The 23,537-nt window shown below is 46.9% G+C and carries 26 protein-coding genes and 2 pseudogenes; 22 read left to right on the top strand and 6 right to left on the bottom strand.

Annotated features, from left to right (window positions below; all coding sequences use genetic code 11):
• Positions 1 to 25: 25 nt before the first annotated feature.
• The 18 genes and pseudogenes from AOY23_RS05140 (at position 26) to AOY23_RS05065 (ending at position 12,982) form a co-directional block, all read left to right on the top strand.
• Entirely contained in the window at positions 26 to 694 is a 669-nt protein-coding gene (locus AOY23_RS05140; RefSeq protein WP_054177820.1) for a LexA family protein, read from the top strand.
• A gap of 171 nt (positions 695 to 865) precedes the next feature.
• A complete protein-coding gene (locus tag AOY23_RS05135) occupies positions 866 to 1,159 on the top strand; it encodes a hypothetical protein (RefSeq protein ID WP_054177741.1) in 294 nt (97 codons plus the stop codon).
• 73 nt (positions 1,160 to 1,232) lie between these two features.
• The gene (locus AOY23_RS05130; protein WP_054177740.1) at positions 1,233 to 1,622 is read left to right on the top strand and encodes a S24 family peptidase; all 390 of its coding nucleotides are present in this window, start codon (positions 1,233 to 1,235) and stop codon (positions 1,620 to 1,622) included.
• A gap of 107 nt (positions 1,623 to 1,729) precedes the next feature.
• On the top strand, positions 1,730 to 1,954 hold the full coding sequence (locus AOY23_RS05125; RefSeq protein ID WP_054177739.1) for a hypothetical protein: 225 nt from the start codon (positions 1,730 to 1,732) through the stop codon (positions 1,952 to 1,954).
• Entirely contained in the window at positions 1,955 to 2,320 is a 366-nt protein-coding gene (locus AOY23_RS05120) for a hypothetical protein (RefSeq protein WP_054177738.1), read from the top strand. It begins immediately after the preceding gene.
• Positions 2,313 to 2,525, top strand: coding sequence for a hypothetical protein (locus AOY23_RS05115; RefSeq protein ID WP_054177737.1), 213 nt, complete (start codon positions 2,313 to 2,315; stop codon positions 2,523 to 2,525). The genes AOY23_RS05120 and AOY23_RS05115 overlap by 8 nt, the downstream gene beginning before the upstream one ends.
• Positions 2,497 to 2,718, top strand: coding sequence for a ParE family toxin-like protein (locus AOY23_RS22965; protein ID WP_023325729.1), 222 nt, complete (start codon positions 2,497 to 2,499; stop codon positions 2,716 to 2,718). The genes AOY23_RS05115 and AOY23_RS22965 overlap by 29 nt, the downstream gene beginning before the upstream one ends.
• Positions 2,715 to 2,939 carry a hypothetical protein gene (locus AOY23_RS22960; RefSeq protein WP_054177736.1) on the top strand — a complete coding sequence of 75 codons (225 nt, stop codon included), beginning with the start codon at positions 2,715 to 2,717 and terminating at the stop codon, positions 2,937 to 2,939. Before AOY23_RS22965 ends, AOY23_RS22960 begins: the two co-directional genes overlap by 4 nt.
• Before the next feature lie 100 nt (positions 2,940 to 3,039).
• Positions 3,040 to 3,351 carry a hypothetical protein gene (locus AOY23_RS05105; protein ID WP_054177735.1) on the top strand — a complete coding sequence of 104 codons (312 nt, stop codon included), beginning with the start codon at positions 3,040 to 3,042 and terminating at the stop codon, positions 3,349 to 3,351.
• Complete coding sequence (locus tag AOY23_RS22955; RefSeq protein ID WP_000050710.1) at positions 3,341 to 3,550, top strand: hypothetical protein; 210 nt, start codon at positions 3,341 to 3,343, stop codon at positions 3,548 to 3,550. The genes AOY23_RS05105 and AOY23_RS22955 overlap by 11 nt, the downstream gene beginning before the upstream one ends.
• The gene (locus AOY23_RS05095) at positions 3,505 to 4,677 is read left to right on the top strand and encodes an Arm DNA-binding domain-containing protein (RefSeq protein ID WP_054177734.1); all 1,173 of its coding nucleotides are present in this window, start codon (positions 3,505 to 3,507) and stop codon (positions 4,675 to 4,677) included. The genes AOY23_RS22955 and AOY23_RS05095 overlap by 46 nt, the downstream gene beginning before the upstream one ends.
• A 343-nt stretch (positions 4,678 to 5,020) precedes the next feature.
• A complete protein-coding gene (locus AOY23_RS05090) occupies positions 5,021 to 6,223 on the top strand; it encodes an integrase domain-containing protein (RefSeq protein WP_054177733.1) in 1,203 nt (400 codons plus the stop codon).
• Between the two features lie 87 nt (positions 6,224 to 6,310).
• Positions 6,311 to 7,303 (top strand): ParA family protein, encoded by a 993-nt coding sequence (locus AOY23_RS05085; protein ID WP_054177732.1) that lies wholly within the window; start codon positions 6,311 to 6,313, stop codon positions 7,301 to 7,303.
• On the top strand, positions 7,300 to 8,169 hold the full coding sequence (locus AOY23_RS05080) for an SIR2 family NAD-dependent protein deacylase (protein WP_054177731.1): 870 nt from the start codon (positions 7,300 to 7,302) through the stop codon (positions 8,167 to 8,169). The genes AOY23_RS05085 and AOY23_RS05080 overlap by 4 nt, the downstream gene beginning before the upstream one ends.
• Positions 8,170 to 9,385: 1,216 nt before the next feature.
• A complete protein-coding gene (locus AOY23_RS05075) occupies positions 9,386 to 12,004 on the top strand; it encodes an autotransporter outer membrane beta-barrel domain-containing protein (protein WP_321164305.1) in 2,619 nt (872 codons plus the stop codon).
• Between the two features lie 167 nt (positions 12,005 to 12,171).
• Positions 12,172 to 12,372, top strand: a pseudogene (locus AOY23_RS22950) (transposase); the annotation flags it as partial.
• A gap of 6 nt (positions 12,373 to 12,378) precedes the next feature.
• Positions 12,379 to 12,549: pseudogene (locus AOY23_RS23185) on the top strand (IS3 family transposase); the annotation flags it as partial.
• 79 nt (positions 12,550 to 12,628) lie between these two features.
• Positions 12,629 to 12,982 carry an ester cyclase gene (locus tag AOY23_RS05065; RefSeq protein WP_054177729.1) on the top strand — a complete coding sequence of 118 codons (354 nt, stop codon included), beginning with the start codon at positions 12,629 to 12,631 and terminating at the stop codon, positions 12,980 to 12,982.
• Positions 12,983 to 13,122: 140 nt separating this feature from the next.
• Here AOY23_RS05065 and hxlA read toward each other — a convergent pair whose 3' ends face one another.
• Genes hxlA through ptsG form a run of 4 tightly spaced genes read right to left on the bottom strand, consistent with a single transcriptional unit; the run spans position 13,123 to position 16,732 of the window.
• On the bottom strand, positions 13,123 to 13,755 hold the full coding sequence (gene hxlA / locus AOY23_RS05060; protein ID WP_054177728.1) for a 3-hexulose-6-phosphate synthase: 633 nt from the start codon (positions 13,753 to 13,755) through the stop codon (positions 13,123 to 13,125).
• 25 nt (positions 13,756 to 13,780) lie between these two features.
• Entirely contained in the window at positions 13,781 to 14,344 is a 564-nt protein-coding gene (gene hxlB, locus AOY23_RS05055; protein ID WP_054177819.1) for a 6-phospho-3-hexuloisomerase, read from the bottom strand.
• Positions 14,344 to 15,186 carry a glucose-6-phosphate isomerase family protein gene (locus AOY23_RS05050; protein WP_054177727.1) on the bottom strand — a complete coding sequence of 281 codons (843 nt, stop codon included), beginning with the start codon at positions 15,184 to 15,186 and terminating at the stop codon, positions 14,344 to 14,346. Before AOY23_RS05050 ends, hxlB begins: the two co-directional genes overlap by 1 nt.
• Positions 15,187 to 15,205: 19 nt before the next feature.
• A complete protein-coding gene (gene ptsG, locus AOY23_RS05045; RefSeq protein ID WP_054177726.1) occupies positions 15,206 to 16,732 on the bottom strand; it encodes a glucose-specific PTS transporter subunit IIBC in 1,527 nt (508 codons plus the stop codon).
• A 222-nt stretch (positions 16,733 to 16,954) separates the two neighbouring features.
• Between ptsG and AOY23_RS05040 the strand changes: the two genes are divergently transcribed.
• From AOY23_RS05040 to AOY23_RS05030, 4 genes are all read left to right on the top strand, one after another.
• Positions 16,955 to 18,628 carry an SgrR family transcriptional regulator gene (locus AOY23_RS05040; RefSeq protein WP_054177725.1) on the top strand — a complete coding sequence of 558 codons (1,674 nt, stop codon included), beginning with the start codon at positions 16,955 to 16,957 and terminating at the stop codon, positions 18,626 to 18,628.
• 320 nt (positions 18,629 to 18,948) lie between these two features.
• On the top strand, positions 18,949 to 19,248 hold the full coding sequence (locus AOY23_RS22490) for a hypothetical protein (protein ID WP_087603053.1): 300 nt from the start codon (positions 18,949 to 18,951) through the stop codon (positions 19,246 to 19,248).
• 485 nt (positions 19,249 to 19,733) lie between these two features.
• Positions 19,734 to 20,972, top strand: coding sequence for an AAA family ATPase (locus AOY23_RS05035; RefSeq protein ID WP_054177724.1), 1,239 nt, complete (start codon positions 19,734 to 19,736; stop codon positions 20,970 to 20,972).
• Positions 20,965 to 21,723 carry an HNH endonuclease gene (locus tag AOY23_RS05030; RefSeq protein ID WP_054177723.1) on the top strand — a complete coding sequence of 253 codons (759 nt, stop codon included), beginning with the start codon at positions 20,965 to 20,967 and terminating at the stop codon, positions 21,721 to 21,723. Before AOY23_RS05035 ends, AOY23_RS05030 begins: the two co-directional genes overlap by 8 nt.
• A gap of 60 nt (positions 21,724 to 21,783) precedes the next feature.
• Here AOY23_RS05030 and AOY23_RS05025 read toward each other — a convergent pair whose 3' ends face one another.
• Together AOY23_RS05025 and AOY23_RS05020 are read right to left on the bottom strand one after the other, a co-directional pair.
• Positions 21,784 to 22,386 carry a site-specific integrase gene (locus tag AOY23_RS05025; protein ID WP_054177722.1) on the bottom strand — a complete coding sequence of 201 codons (603 nt, stop codon included), beginning with the start codon at positions 22,384 to 22,386 and terminating at the stop codon, positions 21,784 to 21,786.
• Between the two features lie 214 nt (positions 22,387 to 22,600).
• The gene (locus tag AOY23_RS05020; RefSeq protein WP_054177721.1) at positions 22,601 to 23,299 is read right to left on the bottom strand and encodes a hypothetical protein; all 699 of its coding nucleotides are present in this window, start codon (positions 23,297 to 23,299) and stop codon (positions 22,601 to 22,603) included.
• Positions 23,300 to 23,537: the final 238 nt, after the last annotated feature.

The raw sequence follows: 23,537 nt of genomic DNA, 5'->3' as shown, positions 1-23,537 counted from the left end.
TCAAAAAATACGGATTGTAATAATCATGTCTATGAAACAGAGATGGCAGGACCTGGCTAAATCCAGGATGAAAGAAGTCGGAATGACTCAAGAACAGCTAGCTGAAGCACTCGGCATGACGCAGGGTGGGCTAGGCCATTGGCTGAACGGAAGACGTGAACCTAACTTGGAGGTCATAGCTAAAATTTTTAAAATTCTACAAATGCCAGGTTTTGTGGTTGACGCTGAAGGCGCTGTGAGCGACGCAAGAGCTGATCACAATGTGTCATTTCACGGAATCAATGAAGCGAAAGGAAGCTACCCCGTAATCAGTTGGGTGAGCGCAGGGGATTGGATGGAAGCAGTAGAGCCATATCATAGGCGCGCGATCGAACGCTGGTATGATACAACCGTAGAATGTTCAGAAGATTCATTTTGGTTAGACGTCAGAGGGGATTCAATGACCTCGCCAGCAGGGCTTAGCATTCCAGAAGGCATGGTTATACTGGTCGATCCTCAAGTTGAACCCATCAACGGGAAGTTAGTTGTCGCTAAGCTCGATGGGGATAACGAGGCCACTTTCAAAAAGCTGGTTATCGATGCAGGCCAACGATTTCTCAAACCGTTGAATCCTCAATACCCGATCATTCCCATAAACGGTAATTGCCGTATTATCGGCGTCGTAGTAGACGCAAAAATAACCAACCTACCATAGAGCACAAGCCGCGTAAGCGGCTTTTTTTATGTCTATCTCCACTAAAACAGACAAAAACACCTTTATAAACAACAATATAAAAATTAATACATCAGATTAATCCGTTTTGTATTGACGTAATTTAATACGTTATGTATTGTTATTTCATCGGCAAACAACGGAGCCAATGAGATGAACATAACATCCCAACCAAACCCAGCGAGCGAGGAATTTGATATCCACGCTAAGCTCAAAGCAGCAAATTCGCACTGGTCTTATTGTTATGCGGTGCAGCCTTGCGAGAAAGGATTTAATTACCAATTTAATACAACGTTTGTTGGTGAGATGGAGTTCGCCGTTTACGAACGCATCGATAATTATTTTGTATTAGTTGATTTCTTCAAGTCATATGATGGGGCGTGTGATCATGCTAAAAAAATCATTGATGACCATCCTGACATTAAAAAAATGTTCTCTGCCATTTAACTAACTAATTAACTCAATTATTCATTATTAACACCTTTCTCGGTGGGAACAAACTCACCCTGAGGAAATGAAAATGCAAAATGCACCTAACCCAATCAATAAGCCAGTTGCATATCCACGTGAATTATTTATTGCCGAAGAAGGCAAGTATACACCAGGCAAAATAATGACATGTCAGATGGGTGGGGATTCCATGCAGCCAACCAGCCAACCATGCGAACTGATCGCTTTCGCTGACTGTGGAGGGAAGATTTCACAGCCAGGGATTTATGTTCTTACCCGTGATGTTTTCGGTCGACCATGTGTATTTGTTAAGCGTGTTGAGCCAATGTCGGACGGTGCTTTGGTGATAATTTCCGATAATCATCATTACGAGACTTTTACTCTTGATGCCGATGAGCAGAGCGATATGCAAGTGCATGGCCGGGTTATTGCCTCAATGACTATGAGGCGCTTCGTATGACTTTCATCATTGATAAATCGGCATACAGAGCAGCGTGCCTTTATGCGGCGTGCGGTTACGAAGTAATCGCCAGGCTTTATCTTAAAAAAGCATATGGGAGGTAAACAATGCCAATTCAAGAACGCCAAGATATACAAGGCGTAAATGTTAAAGCTGAGCAGTTAAATGCCTTAATGCAAACAATTCACGCACACCACGAACAATTCGACCGTCACCAACTGGATGGCCTTTTAGGTCTGGCTTATGACCTAGCCAGTTTGATTTATAGCTGGACAGAGAAGGAAGAAACAATCGTTTTAGCGAATGAAGATGCGCAAAGAGAGATTAAATGAATGGATAATTTAATTAACACTTATCGCCGACGAATTTTAAAGGCTGCGTTACTACGCCACCAGCGTAAAACCGGAAGCACCTGCATCATTATTAATATGCCTAAGGGTGGAATAAACACAGTCGAATTAACAGAAATACTGCTTGATGGTCTGTTGAGACGATTCGAAAAGCTGGCTCTCAGTGAATACGGGAATGTCGACGGCGTAAAAACTATTAGAGGAATTTACAGCAACGCCGTGGATGTGAATGGCAGCGGTGAGTTCCTGACAGAAAGCGGAAAGGCATTAATCGACGATCTCATTGCTGAGCTGGTCGAGTTTGCCAAGAAACAAAAATCAGTCACAGCGGAGACAAGCCATGAGTGAGCAGACACCAATTATCACGCACGAACCAGTAAATATCGTGCTGACGATCGAGAACGGGAAAGTTATCCACGCGCGCCCGGTTCAGAACGGCGAGGTTACAGCATCGCTGGAGACATTTTTATGGATGGCTGAGCAAGCCGGTTACACGGTCACCCCACCAGCAGGAGAGAAGGACAATGGCCCTGACAGCGATACGAATTCCTGAGTGGGTACACCTGCAGGCGGTCCATGTACTCCGCCAGTTCAGGGCTAGGCGGATTCATCCCTGCCGTATGCACGGCTCCGGAAACCTGAGCCTGAGGGTTAATCGCCGCTGGCGGCTGCTGTCCCGAGACGGCGGCCAGAACTGGGAAGTAATGAGCCATGAACGATACAGCAAACTGAAGGACAGAAAATGAAAATTCAACATCAGGACTATGGCGCCGTGGCAAACATCGTTATCACAAGCACTCTGTTTGAGTTCCGTAAACATAACCGAGTGGTAGATGTCACGCTGCTAAACACCCCCGGCATCGTAGCAACCCGTAGCGGGATGTTCTTCATGAGAACTGTTTTATCCGGCAAGTCCCGGGACATGCTGCGTGCATACAGATCTGTTTTTCGGGAGACGTCACGATGAAGTATTTCCTCCTCTCTGTGCTGTTTGGCCTGTTGCTGGTGGCCGTCGTGTTCGGCGCGCTGATTGAGTATAAATTTTTGATAGGTTTCTGAGGCATGCCATGAAAAAAGGTACCACTGAAATTATTGAACGCTGGACCCGTTTAGCAGCGGAGGCCAAAAAGCTGGGGCTCGCCACCATCCCGATCGACCCTGAAAACATGTTGATGGTACTGGAGGAACTGCCAGCCAGTTCGGCGGAAAAGTCCGCCGATTGCCAGAACGACCATCAGGCTGCGATCGACATCTTGCGCGACAGAGCTGCTCGCGAACTTGATGGTGGTTTTCGCGCACATCACAACGCCCTGATTTATGCAGCGAATGAACTGGAAAATGCCCAGGCTTTCGGGCAGGAGGTCAGCCATGAGTCTTGACTGTGTACCCCTTTCTACGTACTGCAGGGACGCGGGAGAAACGGTAGAAGCCGTTAACAAACGGATACAAAGGGGGTTATGGAAGGAGGGAGTACATGTATTAAAAGTCGATGGCGTTAAAGAACGCTGGATTGACTTAACGGAGGTTTCAAAGTGGGCAAGAAAGAACAAGGATCATTATCTCTCCCAAGAGGAGTAACCATCCGCCAGCATAAAACTGGCGACACTCTGGTTATCACTTTCACATACAAAGGGGTTCTGTGCCGGGAGCCCCTCTCCAAAATGGAAGCAAACGCGCGCGGTGTGAAGTATGCCGAGCGCCTGCTCGGGGAGATACAAAACCAGATCGTCAGTGGCACCTTTGAATATGCGAAATATTTCCCCAACTCCAAAAAGCTGGAGCTGTTCGGGGTAGTGAAGAAGACCAAAAATATAAAGTCTTACCTGGACGAGTACCTGAAAATCTGCCAGAACCGCAACCTGTCCCCGTCGACTATCAACGGTTATGAAAAATGCCTGTCGGCGCTGTCAGCTCTGCATAAACTCCACGTGTCAGAACTGACGCCAGCGGTCCTTAAAAACTGGATAGCCAGCCGGAAAACAAAGCTGAAAACGACCAGGAATAACCTTTCATTTCTGCGCAGCGCCATCGATGAAGCTGTTACGGATGGCCTGCTGACCATTAACCCGGTAACCCTCGTCAGCGCCAGCCGGTACCACGTGATCGACAGCAGCCCAAGCACCGACGATTACGAGGTGGACCCGTTCACGCCAGCGGAAACCCTCGCTATCTACCAGAGCTGCAGGTACCCGGAATGGGAAAACCTGTTCCGCTTTGCTTTCAATACCGGTCTGCGGAGTTCCGAACTGTGCGCGCTGCGCTGGCCTGATCTCGACACCATAGCGAACACAGCTCACGTACAGGCGGCCAGTGTCGTAGGGGTACTCAAAGGCACCAAGACAAAAGCCGGTACCCGTAAGGTTGATCTGAACAGTGAGGCGCTGGCAGCCCTGCAGGCGCAGAAGAAATACACCTTTATGAAAAGTGAGTTCATATTCAGCGATCCGAAAACGGGAGAGCCCTGGGCGAACGCCGACGCGATCCGTAAAAAAGCATGGGTGCCTACCCTGAAAAAAGCTGGCGTGCGCTATCGTAACCCGTACCAGACGCGGCACACATTCGCCACCAAGCATATTAGCCAGGGCGTTAACCTCTTCTGGCTTGCCGGACAGATGGGCCACAAAGGGCCGGAAATGATATTCCGCAACTACGGTAAATACCTGGCTGAATATGACGGTAAAACCGCGATTTCAGCCGCGCTGTAGCGGAGGGCAATATTTCAAAATGTTGGACAGAATCATGACGTTAGACAGACCTCAATATGCACGTAAAATGCACTTAAGGCCTGTCACAGTGACAGAATTGTTTATTTTCAATGAGTTAAATACCTTTCGGACGCGAGTTCAACTCCCGCCAGCTCCACCACTTACTTTTCCGGATACGTCCGGGGAAATCCTGAAAGCCCGCATGGCACAAGCCCTGCGGGCTTTTTTGTGTCTGTCGTTGTCCGAGAACATCCGGCTAAATCCAGAGAAAATTGGTACACGTTTAGGTACACGCTATACTGTGGTCCATTAAACGTGTACCAATTATGGAAGGGATCCAGACATGGCGCGCATCACACGCCCCCTCACTAACAACGAAATCCTTAAAGCCAAACCTCGGGAAAAAGATTTCACCCTGCATGATGGTGACGGCCTATTCTTGCTCGTCAAAACCACCGGTAAAAAACTCTGGCGCTTCCGCTATCAACGTCCGGTCAGTGGCACCCGAACTAATTTGAGTCTCGGCTCATACCCTGCCCTTACTCTCGCAGCAGCTCGTCAGATCCGCGACCAGCACTTAACCACGCTCGCACAAGGTATGGATCCGCAACAGCAACAAGAGCAGACATCAGAACAACGTCAGATTGAGCTGGATAGTATTTTCTCAACTGTGGCCGCCAACTGGTTCAAAATGAAGAGCAAAAGCGTCACTGAAGACTACGCCAAAGATATTTGGCGCTCTTTGGATAAGGATGTGTTCCCTGCAATAGGCGCAATACCAGTTCAGGAGATTAAGGCCAGAACGATTGTTGAAGCATTGGAACCAATCAAAGCACGTGGTGCATTAGAGACGGTTCGCCGCCTGGTACAGCGTATTAACGAGATAATGATTTACGCAGTCAACACTGGCCTGATTGATGCGAACCCGGCATCTGGTGTCGGAATGGCATTTGAGAAACCGAAAAAGCAAAACATGCCGACGCTTCGGCCGGAAGAATTGCCAAAACTCATGCGCTCTCTGGTGATGTCGAATCTCTCAGTTTCGACCCGCTGTCTAATTGAATGGCAACTTCTGACGCTCGTTCGCCCGTCAGAGGCTTCTGGCACTCGCTGGACTGAGATCGACTTGGATGCAAAGCTCTGGACAATTCCTGCCAAACGAATGAAGGCTAAACGTGAGCACATTGTGCCTTTGTCTACTCAGGCATTGGATATTCTTGAAGTGATGAAACCCGTTAGTGGCCATCGCGAACATGTCTTCCCGAGCAGAAACGATCCAAAACAACCGATGAATAGCCAGACTGCTAATGCTGCTTTAAAGCGTATTGGATATGGTGGTAAATTAGTAGCACATGGTTTACGTTCAATAGCCAGCACAGCTATGAACGAGGCGGGTTTTAATGCTGATGTTATTGAATCAGCTCTTGCACATTCTGACAAGAATGAAGTGCGAAGAGCTTATAATCGCTCTACCTACCTTGATAAGAGAGTTGAGCTAATGAACTGGTGGGGTATAGTCTCTAAAAGCAGCGCCATAGTTAAGTAGTAAGGCAGAAATCTTTAGGTAGTTTGGACGTCAGCTTTGCAAAGGCAAGCTGATACTATAAAAAATCATTCCATAACCGGAGTTACTGTGAAAAGTATAGGTTTTTTCAATAATAAAGGTGGTGTTGGTAAAACAACTCTATTGTGTAATGTCGCTGCTTCATTGGCTATCCAGTACAGCAAAAAAGTTTTAGTTATTGACGCTGATCCACAATGCAATGCCTCTGCTTACCTACTTGGCGAAGACGAGCTTGAAAATATTTTCTTAAATACCGATTTTTACAGCATCGATTCTTTTTTTGATCCAGTGCGAAGAGGACAAGGTTACCCTCAACAAATGCCTGAAATCGTCAGAAGTCAAAGGTTTAATGTTGATTTGATTGTAGGAAGCCCAAAACTGTCAATCAGAGAGGATCTTTTAGCAACTGATTGGGCTGCAACAAGAAACGGTGAACACCGTGGCTTCCAAACCACTTATGTATTCAAAGAATTAATTTCTAGGTTAGATGCTTACGATATAATCCTGATTGACATGGGACCATCTCTTGGAGCGTTGAACAGAGCTGTAATTCTTGGTGTTGATACATTCCTAATGCCTCTTTCAGTAGATATATTTAGTATGATGGCCGTTGAGAATATTATTAAATCCTTCAATAACTGGAAGCTGGCACTTTCTGATGCCATTCAAAAATATAAAGATGAGGAGGGTAACGAATTCAAAATTTCAGATAAACCAGTCAAATGGGATTTAGACTTTGCTGGCTATGTCATGCAACAATATAGAGCCAAAAGCAAAGGCGGAGTACGTGAGCCAGTTGCTGCTTTTGAGCGAATAATTAGCAAACAAAAAGACGAGTTAGTTGAACTTTGTAATTTCTTCAACTCAGATATTAATAAACTTAATCTAGGTGAAATTCCGACCCTCAGTAGTGTGGTACCTCTATCCCAACAAGCTCACGCTCCTATTTTTGAATTATCCGCAAAAGACGGCATTGTTGGTTCTCAGTATACTCGTGTGTCGGAAGCTGCGGAATTCTTCCATAATATTGCGTCTAATCTCCTGGAGCGTTTTGAAAAATGATTTCATGGCCAGAGTCTTTGATTGACACTATTGCGCGACGCCGCAGCGTGATTATGATAGGTGCTGGAGTTTCAAAAAACTCAGCCAATAATACTGGGAAAAGACCTGCAACTTGGGAAGAATTTCTCAGGACATGTTTAGATGAGATACAAGATCAAGGTTGTATCACTCAATTATTAGATCAAAAAGACTATTTAAGTGCATGTGAGATAATTAAAGAAAAACTCACAAGAGATGTGTTTATCGACAAGGTTCAAACAGAGTATCAAAGAGCAGGTTACAGGCATGCTGAAATCCATGAGCACATATATAACCTTGACGCATCGATAGTCGCCAGCCCAAATTTTGACACTATTTATGATTCCTATGCCCGTGGCGTCTCAGATGGCACTCTAATAATAAAAGATCATACCAGCATAGATACAGCCAACTATTTGCATGGTGGTGACACAAGACTGCTACTCAAGACTCATGGTTCTGCAAACGACCCTCAAAATATAATATTTACTCGTCGCGACTATGCTGAAGCCAGAACAAAGCATGTTTTATTTTATGAAATAATAAAAGCATTAGCATTGACCCATACTTTTTTATTCCTTGGTTGTGGTACGGACGACCCTGACATCCGAATGTTATTCGAAGATATTCAATTTGCACATGGAAGAATGCCTTACCATTACATGACGCTTCCAAATGGGGAAGTACATGATGATTTATTGAATATTGCATCAAAGTCTATGAGAATAAAATTCTTACCCTATTCACCAGACAATGGTCATTTAGAGTTAACTGAATCATTGAGACTTTTGGTTGAAAAGGTTGAAGAGCATAGGATAGAACATTTAAAAGAGTCGCAAAACTGGTAAAACACAATACCAAGGCCATAATATACAGGAGGCTTTTCATGCCTCCTATGATTAAATTAATTATTACCCCCGTAAACCAAACAAATCCCATCTATGCTATTCCTCTTAAACAACAATTAAATTTCAACACATCCACTGAGCTATCTAAAATAAAATAAATTTGGAACTAACGTCAGCGCGCAATGCTCTCCCCGCCCCGCCTGCCCGCTTAAGGGGGCGCTTTTAATGCAGGTGCATGACCAGACTCAGGGAGCGCCAGTGCTGGTGTAAGTATCCCGCATAATCGTGCCATTCACATTTAGAGATCGCCCGGCATATCCTTACCGAACTGGGTCAGGAAGCGCGCCTGCCGGAGCTGTTGATTTCATCCGAAGCCCCTGACGCACGAGATGTGCGGCTCAACACAAATAAACTGGCCGCTGCGGGGGTGACTTTTACTGAGAGTCGCGCAGCGCTCAGTCAATGTCTCAAAGAATTTGGATTTTAACTTCGCCCAGGTTCATCCCTTATCCCATTTCCGTCAGATTCTGCGTGGTGAATAAAAACAAAAATTCCGCTTTTGCGCCTGGCGAAAGCGGATTCCTGTCACTCGCCCTACTCTTATTCAGCTTTCAAGCCAAAAAAAATAAATAATTTAAGGTTTTTATATCTTAACCCCCTTCCGCTCACCCATTCTCATTCAGGCTTTTAAGCCAAAAAATAAATAATTTAAGGTTTTTTATATCTTAACTCACTCATATAACAGAATTTAATAGCAAGAAAGATTTAAGACTATTTCATTATGATTGGGTCCGATCGGTTGCTAATATAATCACAACAGAAACCAAATAATAAAATACAACCTTAGCGTGTTAATTATATTCCCGGAAAAGATTTCATTATTGGAAATAAAACACTGCGATAGAAACACGCTTATTCAACTTTATTAAAAACCATTCTCTAATATACGGATTTAAAAGGTACATTTATGCTGTCTTTCTATTATCACCGGGAGTTCAAACCGAGAAAAATTGCACTTATTATGAGTACAATACTGGCCTCCGGGTCCGCCTGTGCGGCGGATGACTCGCTTTATATAACTCCCGCATCCCCTGAACAAACGGTCACCATTAATAATGATTCGGTCTGGTCACGCATTAGCGTTTATTCTCCAAATGCTGACGTAATCGTAAATGGCAAAACAACCGTTAATGGCCAGGCCGGAATTTCACCGGATGTGGCAATCAGCCAGAACGGTGGAAAGCTGGATTTAGGCGATGGCTCCGTTGTGAACTTTACCTCTGATCAGATCCACGCAATTGGTAATGACGATGTGATTGAGCTGTATGGCGACGGTCGATTTACGGCGAAGAATCTGACGATCAACAGCACAGGCGCTGCCTTCAACGGGATCGGCGCACATGGCTCGAACCATCTGGTGCTGAAAGGCACCACGAATATTAATCTTAATACGACCAAAGAAAACATGCTGTTTCCTATGGCCCGCGCCGAAGGGATCTATCTTCAGAGCCATGTGTCAATGGACGCCGAAAATATCAATGTAACCTACCGTTCTAATGGCCCGGACACTATTGGTATTAATGAAGCATCCGGCCTTTGGCTATGGAATAATGAAGCCTCGGTTAATATTACCGGGACAACAAATGTTGACCTTGAAACCTCAACCCAGGGTGCGCTCTATGGGGTAAACCTTGCGGATACAAACGACGCAAATGGCGCCCGCAAGCATGTTTTCATGAATGAAGTTAACATCAAAATGCAGAGCAACATCGCCTATAACCCGGCGGTGCATAATGCAGTTTCCGGCTTTTTCACGATTTATGCGAACGCCGAAACGGAAGTTAATAAGCTGAATATTAATGCGTCCAGCAACAATGACCTTTACGGCCTTCATTTTGGTACAAATACCAGCGACGATAAATCGATCACCACGATCCATGAAGCGAACATCTACCTGAAAGGGGGAGAAAAATCCCGCATTTCAGGGGTCACTAATTCAGCAAATAACAGCATCATCGGCAAATTAACCGTCGATACAGAAGGCGGCGAAAACGTCTATTTGCTCGACCGCGTCGGCAAAAAAACACATTTCCTCGGCGACGTCACGCTGGGTAGCCAGAAGGCATACGATACGACCGCCGGCACCCTGTATTCGATTTATAACTCCGCGACGATCGATGGCGTCAAGCTGGTCGCGTGGGGCAAAATCTCTGCCGATCCGTATTCCGTCATTGATATCGCTACGGCGGATAATTCGTATCTTTATGGGGATTCTGAAATCTGGCGAACGGTATCGAATTCGAACATCGGCGTCATCAACATGACGCTGAACGGTGGCAATACGCGCTGGGATATGACCGGAAATTCAAAAGTCACCAACTTGACGCTGAAAGACGCGACGCTGAACTTCCTGCATGAAGACGGCGCCGCAAGCCGATCCACCCGCGCCACACCTGGCTTTAAGACGCTAACGCTGAATGGCGACTACCACGGTGAAAACGGTCATATCGTGATGAACACCGCGCTGGGTGATGACGCTTCGGAAACGGACCATCTGACCATCAACGGCAACACCAGCGGTTCGACGACCGTCCAGGTGAAAAACGCGGGCGGTAACGGCGCGCTGACCACCAACGGTATCGAGTTGATTAGCGTGGCGGGCGCCTCTGACGGTGAATTTAAGCAGTCCGGTCGTATCGTTGCCGGTGCGTATGACTATAACCTGCTGCGCGGCAACGGGCAGAATGCCAACAACTGGTATCTGACCAGCGCCCTGTCGCCGGAACCGGTTGACCCCGTCGATCCAACGCAACCGACGCCTGCGCCAGCCTCACCAGAAGCCCCGGCGACAAAACCGGAAGCGCTGGTCCGCCCGGAAGCGGGCCTGTACGGCGCTAACCTGTACGCCGCGAATACGATGTTTAACCATCGTCTGCAGGACCGTCTGGGCGAAACGCATTACACCGACGCCATCACGGGCAAAGAGTCTGTCACCAGCCTGTGGCTGCGTAACAGCGGCGGTCACACGCGCGCTCATGACAACAGCGGCCAGCTCGGCATTCAGAGCAATCGCTATGTCATGCAACTGGGCGGCGACATTGCCCAGTGGAGCACCGACAATCAGGATCGCTACCATGTCGGCGTGATGGCGGGTTATGCCAACCAGAAGAGCCGCAGCAACAGCAACAAAACGGGTTATCGCGCGGATTCATCCATCGACGGTTACAGCGTCGGGATGTATGGCACCTGGCTGCAAAACAACGAAACTCAGGAAGGCGCGTATGTGGATACGTGGGCGCTGTACAACTGGTTTGACAACACCGTCTCAGGTGAAGACGTTGCCGCGGAGAAATACAAATCCAAAGGTTTTACCGGTTCTGTAGAAGCGGGCTATACCTGGAAACTGAGCGATCTGAGCGAGCGGTCGGCGGTGTATATCCAGCCGAAGGCACAGGCAACCTGGATGGGCGTCAAAGCCGACTCCCATAAAGAAACCAACGGCACGCGTGTCGAAGGCAAAGGGGATGGCAACCTGCAGACCCGCCTCGGCATCCGTCTGTTCGGCAAAGGTCATAACTCGCTCGATGACAACACCGGCCGTAACTTCCAGCCGTTTGTGGAAGTGAACTGGATCCGTAACAGCAAGGACTTTGGCGCAACGCTGAATGGCGAAAGCGTGGACTACGCTGGCACGAAGAATATCGGAGAAGTAAAAGCTGGTGTTGAAGGTCAGTTGAATAAGAATGTCACCCTGTGGGGCAACGTGGCGCAACAAGTGGGGGATAAGGGTTACAGCGATACCTCCGCGATGCTGGGCGTCAAAGTCGCATTCTGATGCTAAGAAAGCCGGGAATTTCCCTAATGCTGGTCACTTAAGGTGATCAGCATTTTTTCATGCTGGCTATTTCTGGGCTTTTACTCTCAATTCCCTGGGGTAACTGAATCGCCACAGGTTTAACAGACACCTCAGAGTCATTTAAAATGGCTTAAAGAGAGGTGCATATGAGCAGTATGCTTTATCCTGAAGAGTTTAAAATTGAAGCCGTCAAGCAGGTTGTTGATCGTGGCCATTCTGTTTTCAGTGTCGCAACACGTCTCGATATCACTACCCACAGTCTTTATGCCTGGATTAAGAAATACGGGCCGGACTCTTCCACCAACAAAGAACAGTCAGATGCTCAGGCCGAGATCTGCCGACTCCAGAAGGAGCTGAAGGGTGAACGGATAAAGAAAAAGATCGACGGAACGCGGGAAGAAGCCCGTAGCGATATTTTTGATTACATCGAAATGTTTTATAACAGTAAGCGTTGGCATGGTTCGAGTGATCAGACGCCACCAACAGAATATGAAAATCAATATTATCAACGGCTCAGAAGTGTCCTGATTACCTGTGGCGATTCAAAGTTTTTGATGCTATGGTACAGCAAAGGGAATATTTACGGGTTTGGAGGAAAATTACATGAAGCCAAAAGAAATAGTTTGCCAATGGGTTGACGCATTTAATAATGCAGATGTAGAAATTATTTCAGAATTATACGATGATAATGCAATAAACCATCAGGTTGCCAATGAGCCAGTTATTGGGAAAGAGGCTATAAAGAAAATGTTTGAACAAGACTTTTCTTTCCCGGAAATGGTTTGTATCGTTGAAAACATTTTCGAAGATGGACAATGGGCAATTTTGGAGTGGCGTGACCCATTAGGTTTGAGAGGTTGCGGTTTTTTTCACATAGTAAATAATAAAATTTTATTTCAAAGAGGCTACTGGGATAAGCTATCTTTCTTAAAACAGCACAATTTGCCTATTGAATAAAATGAATATGTACCTTATATGAATAGTTTGCAAATTTCTTAAAATGTGTATTAAGGGAAGTATAATAACTTCCCTTAAAATGGTTATGATATCAACATTGTATTAAAACATAGCCATTGGTGAAAGTACTGATCATATCATTAATGCTGCAACAAAACCTGTGAAATCTTCCGGGCTTCACCTGCCGGGTCAACCGCATGTGTAATCGCGGACCCCACGATCACCACGTCCGGCCCCAGCAACGCATAGTTCTTCACTGTCTGGCTGCTGATACCGCCCGCAACGGCAATCCGGGCTTTGCGGCGGGCTTTTAGCATCGTTTGCAAATCATCAATCGGCTTGCGTCCCGCTGCCTGCTGGTCTGTGCCGGTGTGTACCGCGAGCATATCTGCGCCCGCCTCTTCCAGCAGGTGAACCCGCGCGGGCAGATCGTCGACACAGATCATATCCACCACTACCTGCTTTCCGGCCTCTTTTGCCGCCCGGATGCAGGACTGAATGGTCAGCACGTCGGTTACACCTAAGACCGTGACATAATCTGCCCCGGCGTCGAACAGCATTTGCGATTCAAAATGACCGCCATCCATAATTTTTGCATCCGCCAGCACTTCTTTATGTGGATATTTTTCTTTAATCGCTTTAATCGCATTCACGCCTTCACGAATAAGAAAGGGCGTCCCCACTTCAATAATATCAATATCGTTAACGACCTTATCAATGAATACCAGTGCTTCAGGCAGGGTTAACTCGTCCAGGGCTAGCTGTAATTTCATGTTTGTTTCCTTAACTATCGAATGACTATTCGAGGTTGGCGTGCAGCGCAAAACCTTTGGTTAAGCGATATCCCGTCGACTGCGCCAGATTCACAATCATGGCGTCGCCCAGCACCATTACCGCCTCCTCAAAAAGGCTGCCGCCGGGCAGAATGCCTTTCACGTTATCGGGTCCATCCGGCAGCTTGTCGGTATAGGCTGGGATCCTGACCGTCACATCCGCCAGGCTACCCAGCGTGGAATCCGGGAAAATGGTCAGTAAAGCCACCCTGCCCTCCAGTTGTTTCGCTTTGGTCGCAACGTTGACCAGCGACGAGGTTTCACCCGATGCACTGGCCAGCAACAGTAAATCGCCTTTTTGCAGCGCAGGCGTGACCACATCGCCGACGATATGTACGTTCAGACCGATATGCATCAGGCGCATCGCAAAGGCTTTCAGCATTAACAGCGAACGCCCGGCGCCAAAAACAAATATCGCGTTTGCCTCAGCGATGGCCTGCTCCAGACGGGCCAGCGCAGCACCATCAATACGCGTCATTGCCTGATGCAAATCAGTACAGGCCACGCCCGCAACAGATTGCGTCTCCATCATTTACCCTCCTGACAGAACGGAAATAAGGCGTCCTGATACTGGAGCATCGCCATGATTTCCCCTACATAATCATCAACATGGCCGAGGAAATGAAAACGTTCCGGTGCGGCGCGATATCGTTGATAAAGCGGCGTATCGAACGTAATACCGAGATGGGAATTCTCTTTGACCGTCGCGAATTTTATTTCCGGAATATGCGGATAGTAGTGATTCTTCCGCACACATAATTGCCCGTTATCTTCAACGATATAACAGGCCATACCGTGGTAAAACTGCACCGTGTCATAGTGAACCGCGCAGGGTTTATACGCCAGGTTACTGAACACCAGCGGCTCGTCGCCGATATTAATGGAGCAGTGACCGTAATTCGGCGGCACAATGATGCTTTGCCCTTCCTTCACCACCGCCACGATGACATCGTCCACCACCAGATCTTTTGGCGCGACAGAAAAGTCCGGCGACTTTTGCAGAATATAGGCCGCCGTGCCCTTAATCACTTCATACACTTCCGGATGAGTATTACGCCGCGTGTCGTTATAACCGTGATAATGACCGCTGGTCTTTTTACGCTCCCCGCCAATCGTCCCCGGCATGATGATGGTGATGTCATACTGATACTGATCGGCAGAAAGCCGGTCCTGATCCTCCGGGAAACTGAGCCCACGATAGACATCGTACGCCTGTTCATCCCGCAACCCCTCGGTGAACTCCGGTAATACCACCGCCATCTGCCCGGCGCTTTTACGGCCAAAACCCAGATAGTTCAACGGTGGTTTCAGCGCCATTACACCGTCATCATCGAGATAAAGCGGTAACCCACTGTGCTGTAGCTGTTTCATTTCGCCTCCTGTATACACGTCATACTTCAAGTTGCCGCTGCGTTTTAACCGCGCGGATCTCCTCTTTCAGTCGATCAGATTTCATGCCAAATACGCTTTGTATGTTGTCCCCAACTTCGACGACACCCGCCGCGCCAAGCTGCTTCAGCAGCGCCTTGTCCACCAGCGTCTTATCGGTAACGTCAATGCGCAGACGCGACATACAGGCTTCGATGCTGGTAATGTTCTCCAGCCCGCCATAAGCCAGAATGATGCCGCTCACCAGCGCGTCCTGTTCGTTTTCCTTTGCCACGGTTTTTTCATCAACTTCACGCCCCGGCGTCAGCAAATTCCAGCGGCGGATGGCAAAGGTAAACAGGAGGAAGTAAACCGTCCCCATCACCAGCCCAACCGGGAAGACCATGTACCAGTGCGGTGCGCGCGGCAAAACGCCAAAGAAGAGATAGTCAATAAGCCCGCCAGAAAATGAGAGCCCGATGTGCACGCTGAACCACTCCATCAGCAGGAAGACCAGGCCAGCCAGCACGGCATGAATGCCATACAGCACGGGCGCGACAAACAGGAAGGAAAACTCAATCGGCTCGGTGATGCCGCAGACAACAGAGGTGATCGCCCCGGAGAGCATAATGCCTTTCACCCGGGCTTTGTTTTCCGGGCTGGCGCAGCGATAAATCGCCAGCGCAATCGCCGGAATACAGAACATCTTGATGGGTGTCAGCCCGGCCATGAAGGTCCCGGCGGTGATCGGCACCTGATCTTTTAACTGGGCAAAGAAGATGAGCTGGTCGCCATGCACTACCTGTCCGGCCTTGTTCACGTACTCACCAAACTGCAGCCAGAACGTCGGCCACCAGACGTGGTTAAGACCAAACGGGATCAACAACCGCTCCACAAAACCGAACAGGAAAGCGGAAACGCCCGGCCCCTGCACCGTCATGGTATTCGACAGACCATTGATCAGATGCTGGACAGGAGGCCAGATAATGGCCATCACCAGCCCGACAAACAGCGCGGCGAAGGAGGTGACAATCGGCACGAAACGCTTGCCGGAGAAGAACTCCAGCCATGACGGGAGCTGGATGCGGTAATACCTTTTGTACAGCCAGGCGGCGATAATCCCGATAATAATGCCACCGAAGACGCCGGTCTGTAGCGAAGGGATGCCGAGCACCATCGCGTAGTCCCGCACCTGCGACACAGACTCCGGCGTGATACCCAGAAACTGGCCGATGGTGACATTCATAATCAGAAAACCGGCGATCGCCGACAGCCCGGCAATCCCCTGATCGTCACTCAGGCCGACCGCAACACCCACCGCAAACAGCAGCGGCAGGTTGGCGAAGATCGCGCTGCCCGCTTCCGCCATCAGCTTTAGCACGTGAACCAGCCAGTCAGCACCGAGAAATGGCAGGCTGGCGACAATGTTGGGATCCTGAAAGCTGACGCCGAAGGCCAGCAAAATACCCGCGGCAGGCAGCATGGCAATGGGGATCATTAATGATCGCCCTATGCTTTGTAACATTTGCAGAAGGTTTATTCTTTTCATCTCGTTCTCCTGAGCGCCTCTTCATTACACGGATTCGCACAACAGCATGTTCTGTTTCAAACACGTTAAGTATCCGAACCTGTGGTGATGAAAAAAACAGCAACCGAAGACGAAAGATATTTCCGGTTTTGGCTTAAAACCGGAAAATTTATGAAGGCAATCACGTCAGAAACGCTCAGAAAGGGATAAAACAGGAAACCGCGTGGGGATGGAGGCACTATCATGAGCACCTTTGAGGCACATTTTCGCAGACTGCACGCCCGCTACGGTGCGGGCCAGACGCATGAATTACAGATGCAGGAGATTGCCACTATCTTCGGCTGTTCGGTGCGTAACTGCCGTATCGCGCTAAAAAAGATGCATCAGGAAAAATGGCTCGACTGGCAACCGCAGCGCGGACGCGGCAGACGATCACGGATCCACCTGTTAACCTCGCCGGAAAAACTGTTCAGCCAGAACGTCAACAAACTGCTGGAGAAACAGGATTACGGCAACGTGCTGCGATTTATCGGCAACGACAAATATCTGCTGGATCGTCTGAGCCTCTGGCGCTTTGGCGTGCAGGACAAAAGCAGCGAAAAGCGGGTGCGCATCCCCTACTATCGTAATCTGGAGCCTCTTAATCCGCTCGTCCCCTTGCGCCGGACCGAACGCCATCTCCTGCGTCAGTGTCTGAGCGGGCTGACACGCTATGATGCCGTTCAGGGCAAGATTGTTCCTGATATCGCGCATTACTGGACCCACAACGACGACTTTACCCGTTGGGAATTCTGGCTCAAATCCACCGCGCGCTTTGCCGATGGCGATGAACTGAATGCCAGTGCCGTTCAGCGCTGCCTGCTCGCCGCCAGCCAGAGCCCGCAGTTCGCGCCACTTTTCAGTCCCCTTAAATCCATTACCGCTGACGCCCCATGGCATCTGGTGATTGAAACGCATCACCCCGTCAGACGCCTCGACTACCTGCTCGCGACCCAGCCCACGATGTTGTTTGATTATCACCACGGCAAAATCCGCTGTACCGGCGCCTTTCATATCCAGGAACACAGCGACAACTTCATGGTTTTGCGGCGCAATGAACACTGGCATCAGGCGCGTCCAGGGCTGGACGAAATCACCATTTTTACCTGGGCGCCGGAACATATCAGCATGAGCTTTATTCCTCTGCTGTTGGGTGAAAAGGCACAGGATGACCGCCCGCTGAATGAGCGTCGTCTCGAGCAGGGATGCTGCTTTGTTCTGCTCGATCATGAAGGCGCCTTTGCGGATGATGCCGGCAGAAGGTTTATCAATTACCTGCTGCAACCCATCGAACTCCTCAACCAGACGCAACTTCCCGACGAATACGCGCTCATCCTCTCTGTTGCTCAGGGCATGCTGCCACAGTGGAATCACCGCCCAGTGGATTTCGGCGGGATCACCGCACCGTTTAATCTTCGTCTGCCCGTCATCATTAGTACCTTTCAGCAGCCGGAACTGGTGGAGCTTGCCGGGGCGATTAGCCGCCTGCTTGAGTGCTGGCATATTCGCAGCGAAATACGGGTCGAGGCATTTGAACGTTTTAACACCCAGGCACAACGACCCGCTGATATCTGGCTCAGCAACTTTATGCTCGATACCCTTTCCGTTCCGGCGTTTCTTGAATGGTTGTCTTCCACCGCACTGTTTACGCGACTGCCTCAACGACAAAACCTCAACACGCTGCTGCCCGCCATTCTTAACAACAGCGATAAACAGGCGTTTTCGGCGATTGCCGCCTTTTTCCATGAAATCACCCACCAGCGATATGTGATCCCTCTGCTGCATCACTGGATGGAATTTGCGACCGAGAAGTCATTTACCTGGCGGGATTTAAATACACTGGGATGGCCGGATTTCCGCCAGGTGTGGCTGGAGTAATGGCTATATTCTGCAATTCCAGAGTCGAAGTGCTCGTGAATTGCTCACCGTTATCTCTCACTGAAGTGGCTGTGCTCATGATGTTTCAGTAGCCTGGCGAGCCAGGGGCAGATTTTCAGTAAAAAATATCGGCTTGTATTGAGAATGACCGCACCGTGAAGATGCAGACTGCCTGGACATCCCTTTGTAGCTCAGAGAAGAAAGATTTTGAGTGCATGATGTCCGCTATGAGCGAGAAGCGGACATTCTTGTACAAAGCATGGCGTCGGATTACAGTGAGATCATTGATTGATAAGTGAGTCGAATCAGAACAGTAGCCAATGAAACAAAAACTTCGCAAACGTAACCAAGACTGGATATCAAGGCAATTGCAACGTGCGCAAAAAGAGGAAATGCCGTTAAGTTTCTTTATTAACTTTCCCTCAATACGAGCAACTGCTTGTAATGGTGAGCGCCTTAAACGGCGTGGTCGTCTCAAGCCGGACTGGAGTCGCGCATTGTTTCATCAGGGTTGGGGAGAAGTGCCGATTGTTGGGCCGAAAGGTACAGTTTACTGGTTTGAAGGATTTGATAAGGAACAGTTGCCTGTTGAATGGGTGCCGCTGTGGGAAGATGCATGAATGTATTGGTTTTGATTTGATCTCACAGTGCAACACACAATCAACTCTTATAGTCTGCTGTGAGCGAGGAGCGGAAACTCGGCTTTCTGACATATACCATGACAACAAGCTCTCCAGAAGTAACAATCCACACAATTCAAAAGCATTTCGCTATCTCATTAGTCTATTTAGATTATTTACAAGCGAAATCATCTTCTCTTTCTGGAACTGGTATAGTTGGTACAGTCAAAGTCTACTTGGATGTCAATGTCGATTTATTGTACTGAAAGCTCATAACGTCTGTAAGACTGGGTATCCCAGCTTTCTTCGACACTTCCGTGAACGCTAACAGAGAGGTATTGATGGTGACTATCACCTTGCCAGTGTTGCGTAGTAATTTATAGACGACTATAACGCATTGACGCTACGAAGAAGTGATAACTACTTAATAATTTGCTAAAAATGTGATTAAATTAACTTACTACTCACATGATTAAGACTTAAAGATGACTATAGAAGCGCTGCATATAAAAAATGTAAGGCATTTTCCGGAGATAAATATCTCATTTAATTCCGGGTTTAATTTCATTACTGGACCAAACGGATGTGGTAAAACTTCACTATTGGCTACAATTGCACATTGCCTAGCTTGGAATCCCGCATACTCCCGGTTTAAAGAAGGCTCTGAGTATTGGGTAGATATAAAGCAATCAGGCAAGCAATTCCGTTTTGGAATGGGCCCAGGATGGTTTCTTTCTAGCTCTTATAGGAACAATGAAATTAAAAGCTGGAATGCTCCAACTTCAGAGTCAGGAAGGGAATCATTTATTCCTAACGCAGTAGATAAAATATTAAGCTTGCCTCCATTATTTATTGGTGCACAAAGAAAAATAAATTATAAACAAATCCAGGGGTTATCTCGCGAGCAAGATGCAGAGCATAGCAAACAACTTTATATACTTGATTCATTAAGCCAGATTTATAGTGAAAGTGAACGAGAAGTGAAGCAGTGGCTTATAAATCGTTATTTCATTATTGAAAAAGAATGGGCGTGGGAAGAAAAGAAAAATTGGAAACACCTTGAGCAATCCCTATCTAAAATAGGGCCATTTAATAGTAATTTTAACTATGTGCGTATTGGCCGAGACCTTGAACCCGTATTCTCTTTATATGGTAAGGAATGTTATCTTGAAGAACTTTCTTCAGGTTTTCAAGCCATATTGTTCATTATTATTGCCATATTTGAGTGGGTTGAATCGTGTTTACCTGAAGGCGAGAGGGATGTTCAAAAGGCATCGGGCACCGTCTTGATTGATGAGCTTGACAATCATTTGCATCCGGAATGGCAGTTCACAGTCAGGGATGGTATTGAAAAACTATTCCCCAATATTCAATTCATTATAACAACTCATTCCCCACATCTTCTTTCTTCAGCAAAAGAAAACGAAATAATCATGCTACCGGGTTCATACCCTGAAGAGCGATATGATTTCTCTCCGTCAGAAGATGCTTATTCCGGTTGGAGTACTGATATGATTTTGAAGGAATTAATGGGAGTGCGTAGTTTAGATAACAAACGCTACGAGAAACTGGTTCATACATGTTTTGATAATATTGTAAAAAATGACCTTAATGCTCTCAAAGAGAGCTTTGCAAAGCTTGAGGCTATATGTCATCCTGGTGATAGCGTCTTAGTGGTACTCAAAGCTCGCATAGCGGGGATGGAGGCTAAAAAGGATGATTAAGTTAGAACGTCCAGCAAAACCACAAGTGCTTGTGGATAACGCAGCAGAATGGACGCGTAATTTGATGTCGCTTGTAGCAAAATATAAGGAATACAAAAAAATCCCTGAAAAGGAAAAAGAAGCAATACTGAAATATTATCGACACCCTGATATTAAGGAAGCACTTAGGAAAAGTTCTTTTGACAAATGCGCATTCTGCGAAGGAATTCCAGGTAAAACCGGTTTTGCTGAGATTGAGCACTTTTACCCAAAGAGTGACTATACTGATAAAGCATTTGAATGGGATAATCTTCTTTATTCCTGTAAGCAATGCAATAACAACAAGCTGAGCCACGATACGATGCGTGAGCCAATTATAAACCCTTATGATATAGATCCACAGGGGGCTTTCACCTATCAGGATATAATGATTTACCCTGTCGACGGACCTCTTAAGGAGGTAGCAAAAAAAACAATTGAAGTTTGCGGACTGGCTGATGGACGGCTCTTCAGTGCAAGAGCCGATGTATTAGTGAGTTTGCGAAATTTCGAGAGCGACATACAGGAGGCTCTAAACGATTACAAAGAAGCAGATACGGACAAAAAAAGATCAAGCCGAATCAGAAAAATAAACAATGCGTTGGGAAAAATTGATGAATTAATTCAGCCACAAGCACAATTATCCGCCTACTGCAAGCATTTCCTCGATAATTCTGTGGTATATAGAACGGCTAAAGAAACTGTGGATGATTTTGTCCAGCAACATAGCTAACTTAGATTGTATGGTTACGTCCGCTCCTGGCACAGGGCTGCTGTTGCAGCCCTGACAACCTTAGACTTCAATCGATTCAGAAATCTCTAGCGCATCATCGACTTCAATGCCCAGATAACGGACTGTGCTTTCCAGTTTCTTATGGCCCAGCAGAAGTTGAATCATCCGGAGATTCTTGGTTTTCTTGTAGATCAGGTAAGGTTTTGTTCTTCTCATGGAATGTGTGCTGTAAAGCGAATCTTCGAGACCAAGCTTTTCTACCCACCCATGAAAAATTCGGTTGTATTGCCGGGTTGATATGTGCTGGTTAGTTCCGACCCGAGATCGAAACAAGAAGTCTTTACTGTGCAAATTGCCAAGCTTTATCAATGCAGCAACAGCTTCTCTTGTCCCCTTGGTTAACTCAAATTGCACCGGGCTACCGGTTTTCTGTTGCAACACAGTTGCTCTGCTTGAAACAGAGCTACCATATGCAACATCAGATACTTTTAGTTTGACCAGATCACAGCCCCGCAGCTTACTGTCCAGGGCCATATTGAACAGAGCTAAATCGCGCGTTTTACCTTCCAGTTCAAGCCGGATTCGTATCCCCCAGATATGAGATATCTGAAATGGTCTTTTTTGGCCGATGATACGGTCTTTGTTCCACGGTGACGTGTTCATACTCAAATCTCCTGCAATGTGGGAGATTTGAGTATGGTTGTCCCTTATGAGGGACGAGCGGAAGCTGGCTGCCGAAGCAGTGGCGATTCATGATGTACAATATGATGAGTAGAATCACTTATTAGTATCTGAATCTGGTTGGACCGTAAATATTTACCCCGCTACTCTGTTGCTCGTGATTTGCCTGTACAAGCCAAGGCGGGGAAACTCACCTTTATATTTTTTTTGAATTCACAATCACTGGTTGTTCACTAAACAAATTCCTATTTAAAGTAAACCTATAGCACTCATTGTTGTTTCTTCGTAGATACATCACTCCCCATTGCTTTACTCCGCAATCAGATAGAAATGACGCATCCGACAAGATAGCTATCTTTGCGACATAATCTGAAGATATAGCGGCAAGAAAGAACGGAATTGCTACAACAATCACCAGAGATTGAAGTATGGTAACAAACCTGACAAAGATTGATTGCTCATAATAAATTTTTGTCCGTTCGGGGAGGAAACCAACAACGTTACCAGTAATCATGCCTACTGCACTGAATATACCGGCGACAAGCACCAAGAAGAAGTACAGAACACAAATAGAAATAGGAATAGCAACAACGGCAGGGGAAAATTTCAAATACTCCTCATCAACACCATAAATCACACTAAGCATTTTTAGTGTCAACACATATGAAATAAACCATATCACTATATTATAAAACTTAATAGCGAATGCACTTTTTATTATTTTTGCCAGCATATATCTTTCTGGGTATAGCTTATACAAGCTGTAGATGAACAAAACTGAAAATGCGATAAAAAAATATTTGAACTTCAGAAGTAGCAGCCCAGTCGCAACAACTCCTAACGATAGCAAAAAATCCTTTGTTTTCTCTCTCGTGGCATCATTCTTATCATTCATAGTAAATTTCCATCAGGGCTTTATGAACAGCAGACATGTAAAATTAACAAATACGCTTCCAATTGTTTACCCTCCCATTTTATTGTTTGGTTTTAAATTATTATGTGGCGAAGAGTTTGGTTTGAAGTGTTCACCTAACTGTTCACCCTTTATATAGGAATGTTAACAACTTCCGCTTCTGGCACGAAGCCGTCGATCAAGGGGGAGGCATGTCCGCTCTGAGCGAGGAGCGGGCGTC

The organism is Trabulsiella odontotermitis, from assembly GCF_001297775.1.
In the GTDB taxonomy this organism is placed as follows: domain Bacteria; phylum Pseudomonadota; class Gammaproteobacteria; order Enterobacterales; family Enterobacteriaceae; genus Trabulsiella; species Trabulsiella odontotermitis.
The sequence above is the reverse complement of the archived record's forward strand: the minus strand, read 5'-3'. Positions and strand labels throughout refer to the sequence as shown.

Bases quoted from the DNA above. Each gene is read 5' to 3' on its own strand.
- AOY23_RS05050 (WP_054177727.1), bottom strand. From the start codon at position 15,186: ATGAAACAGCTACAGCACAGTGGGTTACCGCTTTATCTCGATGATGAC.
- AOY23_RS05130 (WP_054177740.1), top strand. From the start codon at position 1,233: ATGCAAAATGCACCTAACCCAATCAATAAGCCAGTTGCATATCCACGT.
- AOY23_RS05105 (WP_054177735.1), top strand. From the start codon at position 3,040: ATGAAAAAAGGTACCACTGAAATTATTGAACGCTGGACCCGTTTAGCA.
- ptsG (WP_054177726.1), bottom strand. From the start codon at position 16,732: ATGAAAAGAATAAACCTTCTGCAAATGTTACAAAGCATAGGGCGATCA.
- hxlA (WP_054177728.1), bottom strand. From the start codon at position 13,755: ATGAAATTACAGCTAGCCCTGGACGAGTTAACCCTGCCTGAAGCACTG.
- AOY23_RS05035 (WP_054177724.1), top strand. From the start codon at position 19,734: ATGACTATAGAAGCGCTGCATATAAAAAATGTAAGGCATTTTCCGGAG.
- AOY23_RS05125 (WP_054177739.1), top strand. From the start codon at position 1,730: ATGCCAATTCAAGAACGCCAAGATATACAAGGCGTAAATGTTAAAGCT.
- AOY23_RS05065 (WP_054177729.1), top strand. From the start codon at position 12,629: ATGAAGCCAAAAGAAATAGTTTGCCAATGGGTTGACGCATTTAATAAT.
- AOY23_RS22960 (WP_054177736.1), top strand. From the start codon at position 2,715: ATGAAAATTCAACATCAGGACTATGGCGCCGTGGCAAACATCGTTATC.
- AOY23_RS22955 (WP_000050710.1), top strand. From the start codon at position 3,341: ATGAGTCTTGACTGTGTACCCCTTTCTACGTACTGCAGGGACGCGGGA.
- AOY23_RS05080 (WP_054177731.1), top strand. From the start codon at position 7,300: ATGATTTCATGGCCAGAGTCTTTGATTGACACTATTGCGCGACGCCGC.
- AOY23_RS05090 (WP_054177733.1), top strand. From the start codon at position 5,021: ATGGCGCGCATCACACGCCCCCTCACTAACAACGAAATCCTTAAAGCC.
- hxlB (WP_054177819.1), bottom strand. From the start codon at position 14,344: ATGGAGACGCAATCTGTTGCGGGCGTGGCCTGTACTGATTTGCATCAG.
- AOY23_RS05140 (WP_054177820.1), top strand. From the start codon at position 26: ATGTCTATGAAACAGAGATGGCAGGACCTGGCTAAATCCAGGATGAAA.
- AOY23_RS05025 (WP_054177722.1), bottom strand. From the start codon at position 22,386: ATGAACACGTCACCGTGGAACAAAGACCGTATCATCGGCCAAAAAAGA.
- AOY23_RS05020 (WP_054177721.1), bottom strand. From the start codon at position 23,299: ATGAATGATAAGAATGATGCCACGAGAGAGAAAACAAAGGATTTTTTG.
- AOY23_RS05115 (WP_054177737.1), top strand. From the start codon at position 2,313: ATGAGTGAGCAGACACCAATTATCACGCACGAACCAGTAAATATCGTG.
- AOY23_RS05030 (WP_054177723.1), top strand. From the start codon at position 20,965: ATGATTAAGTTAGAACGTCCAGCAAAACCACAAGTGCTTGTGGATAAC.
- AOY23_RS05135 (WP_054177741.1), top strand. From the start codon at position 866: ATGAACATAACATCCCAACCAAACCCAGCGAGCGAGGAATTTGATATC.
- AOY23_RS22965 (WP_023325729.1), top strand. From the start codon at position 2,497: ATGGCCCTGACAGCGATACGAATTCCTGAGTGGGTACACCTGCAGGCG.
- AOY23_RS22490 (WP_087603053.1), top strand. From the start codon at position 18,949: ATGAAACAAAAACTTCGCAAACGTAACCAAGACTGGATATCAAGGCAA.
- AOY23_RS05040 (WP_054177725.1), top strand. From the start codon at position 16,955: ATGAGCACCTTTGAGGCACATTTTCGCAGACTGCACGCCCGCTACGGT.
- AOY23_RS05120 (WP_054177738.1), top strand. From the start codon at position 1,955: ATGGATAATTTAATTAACACTTATCGCCGACGAATTTTAAAGGCTGCG.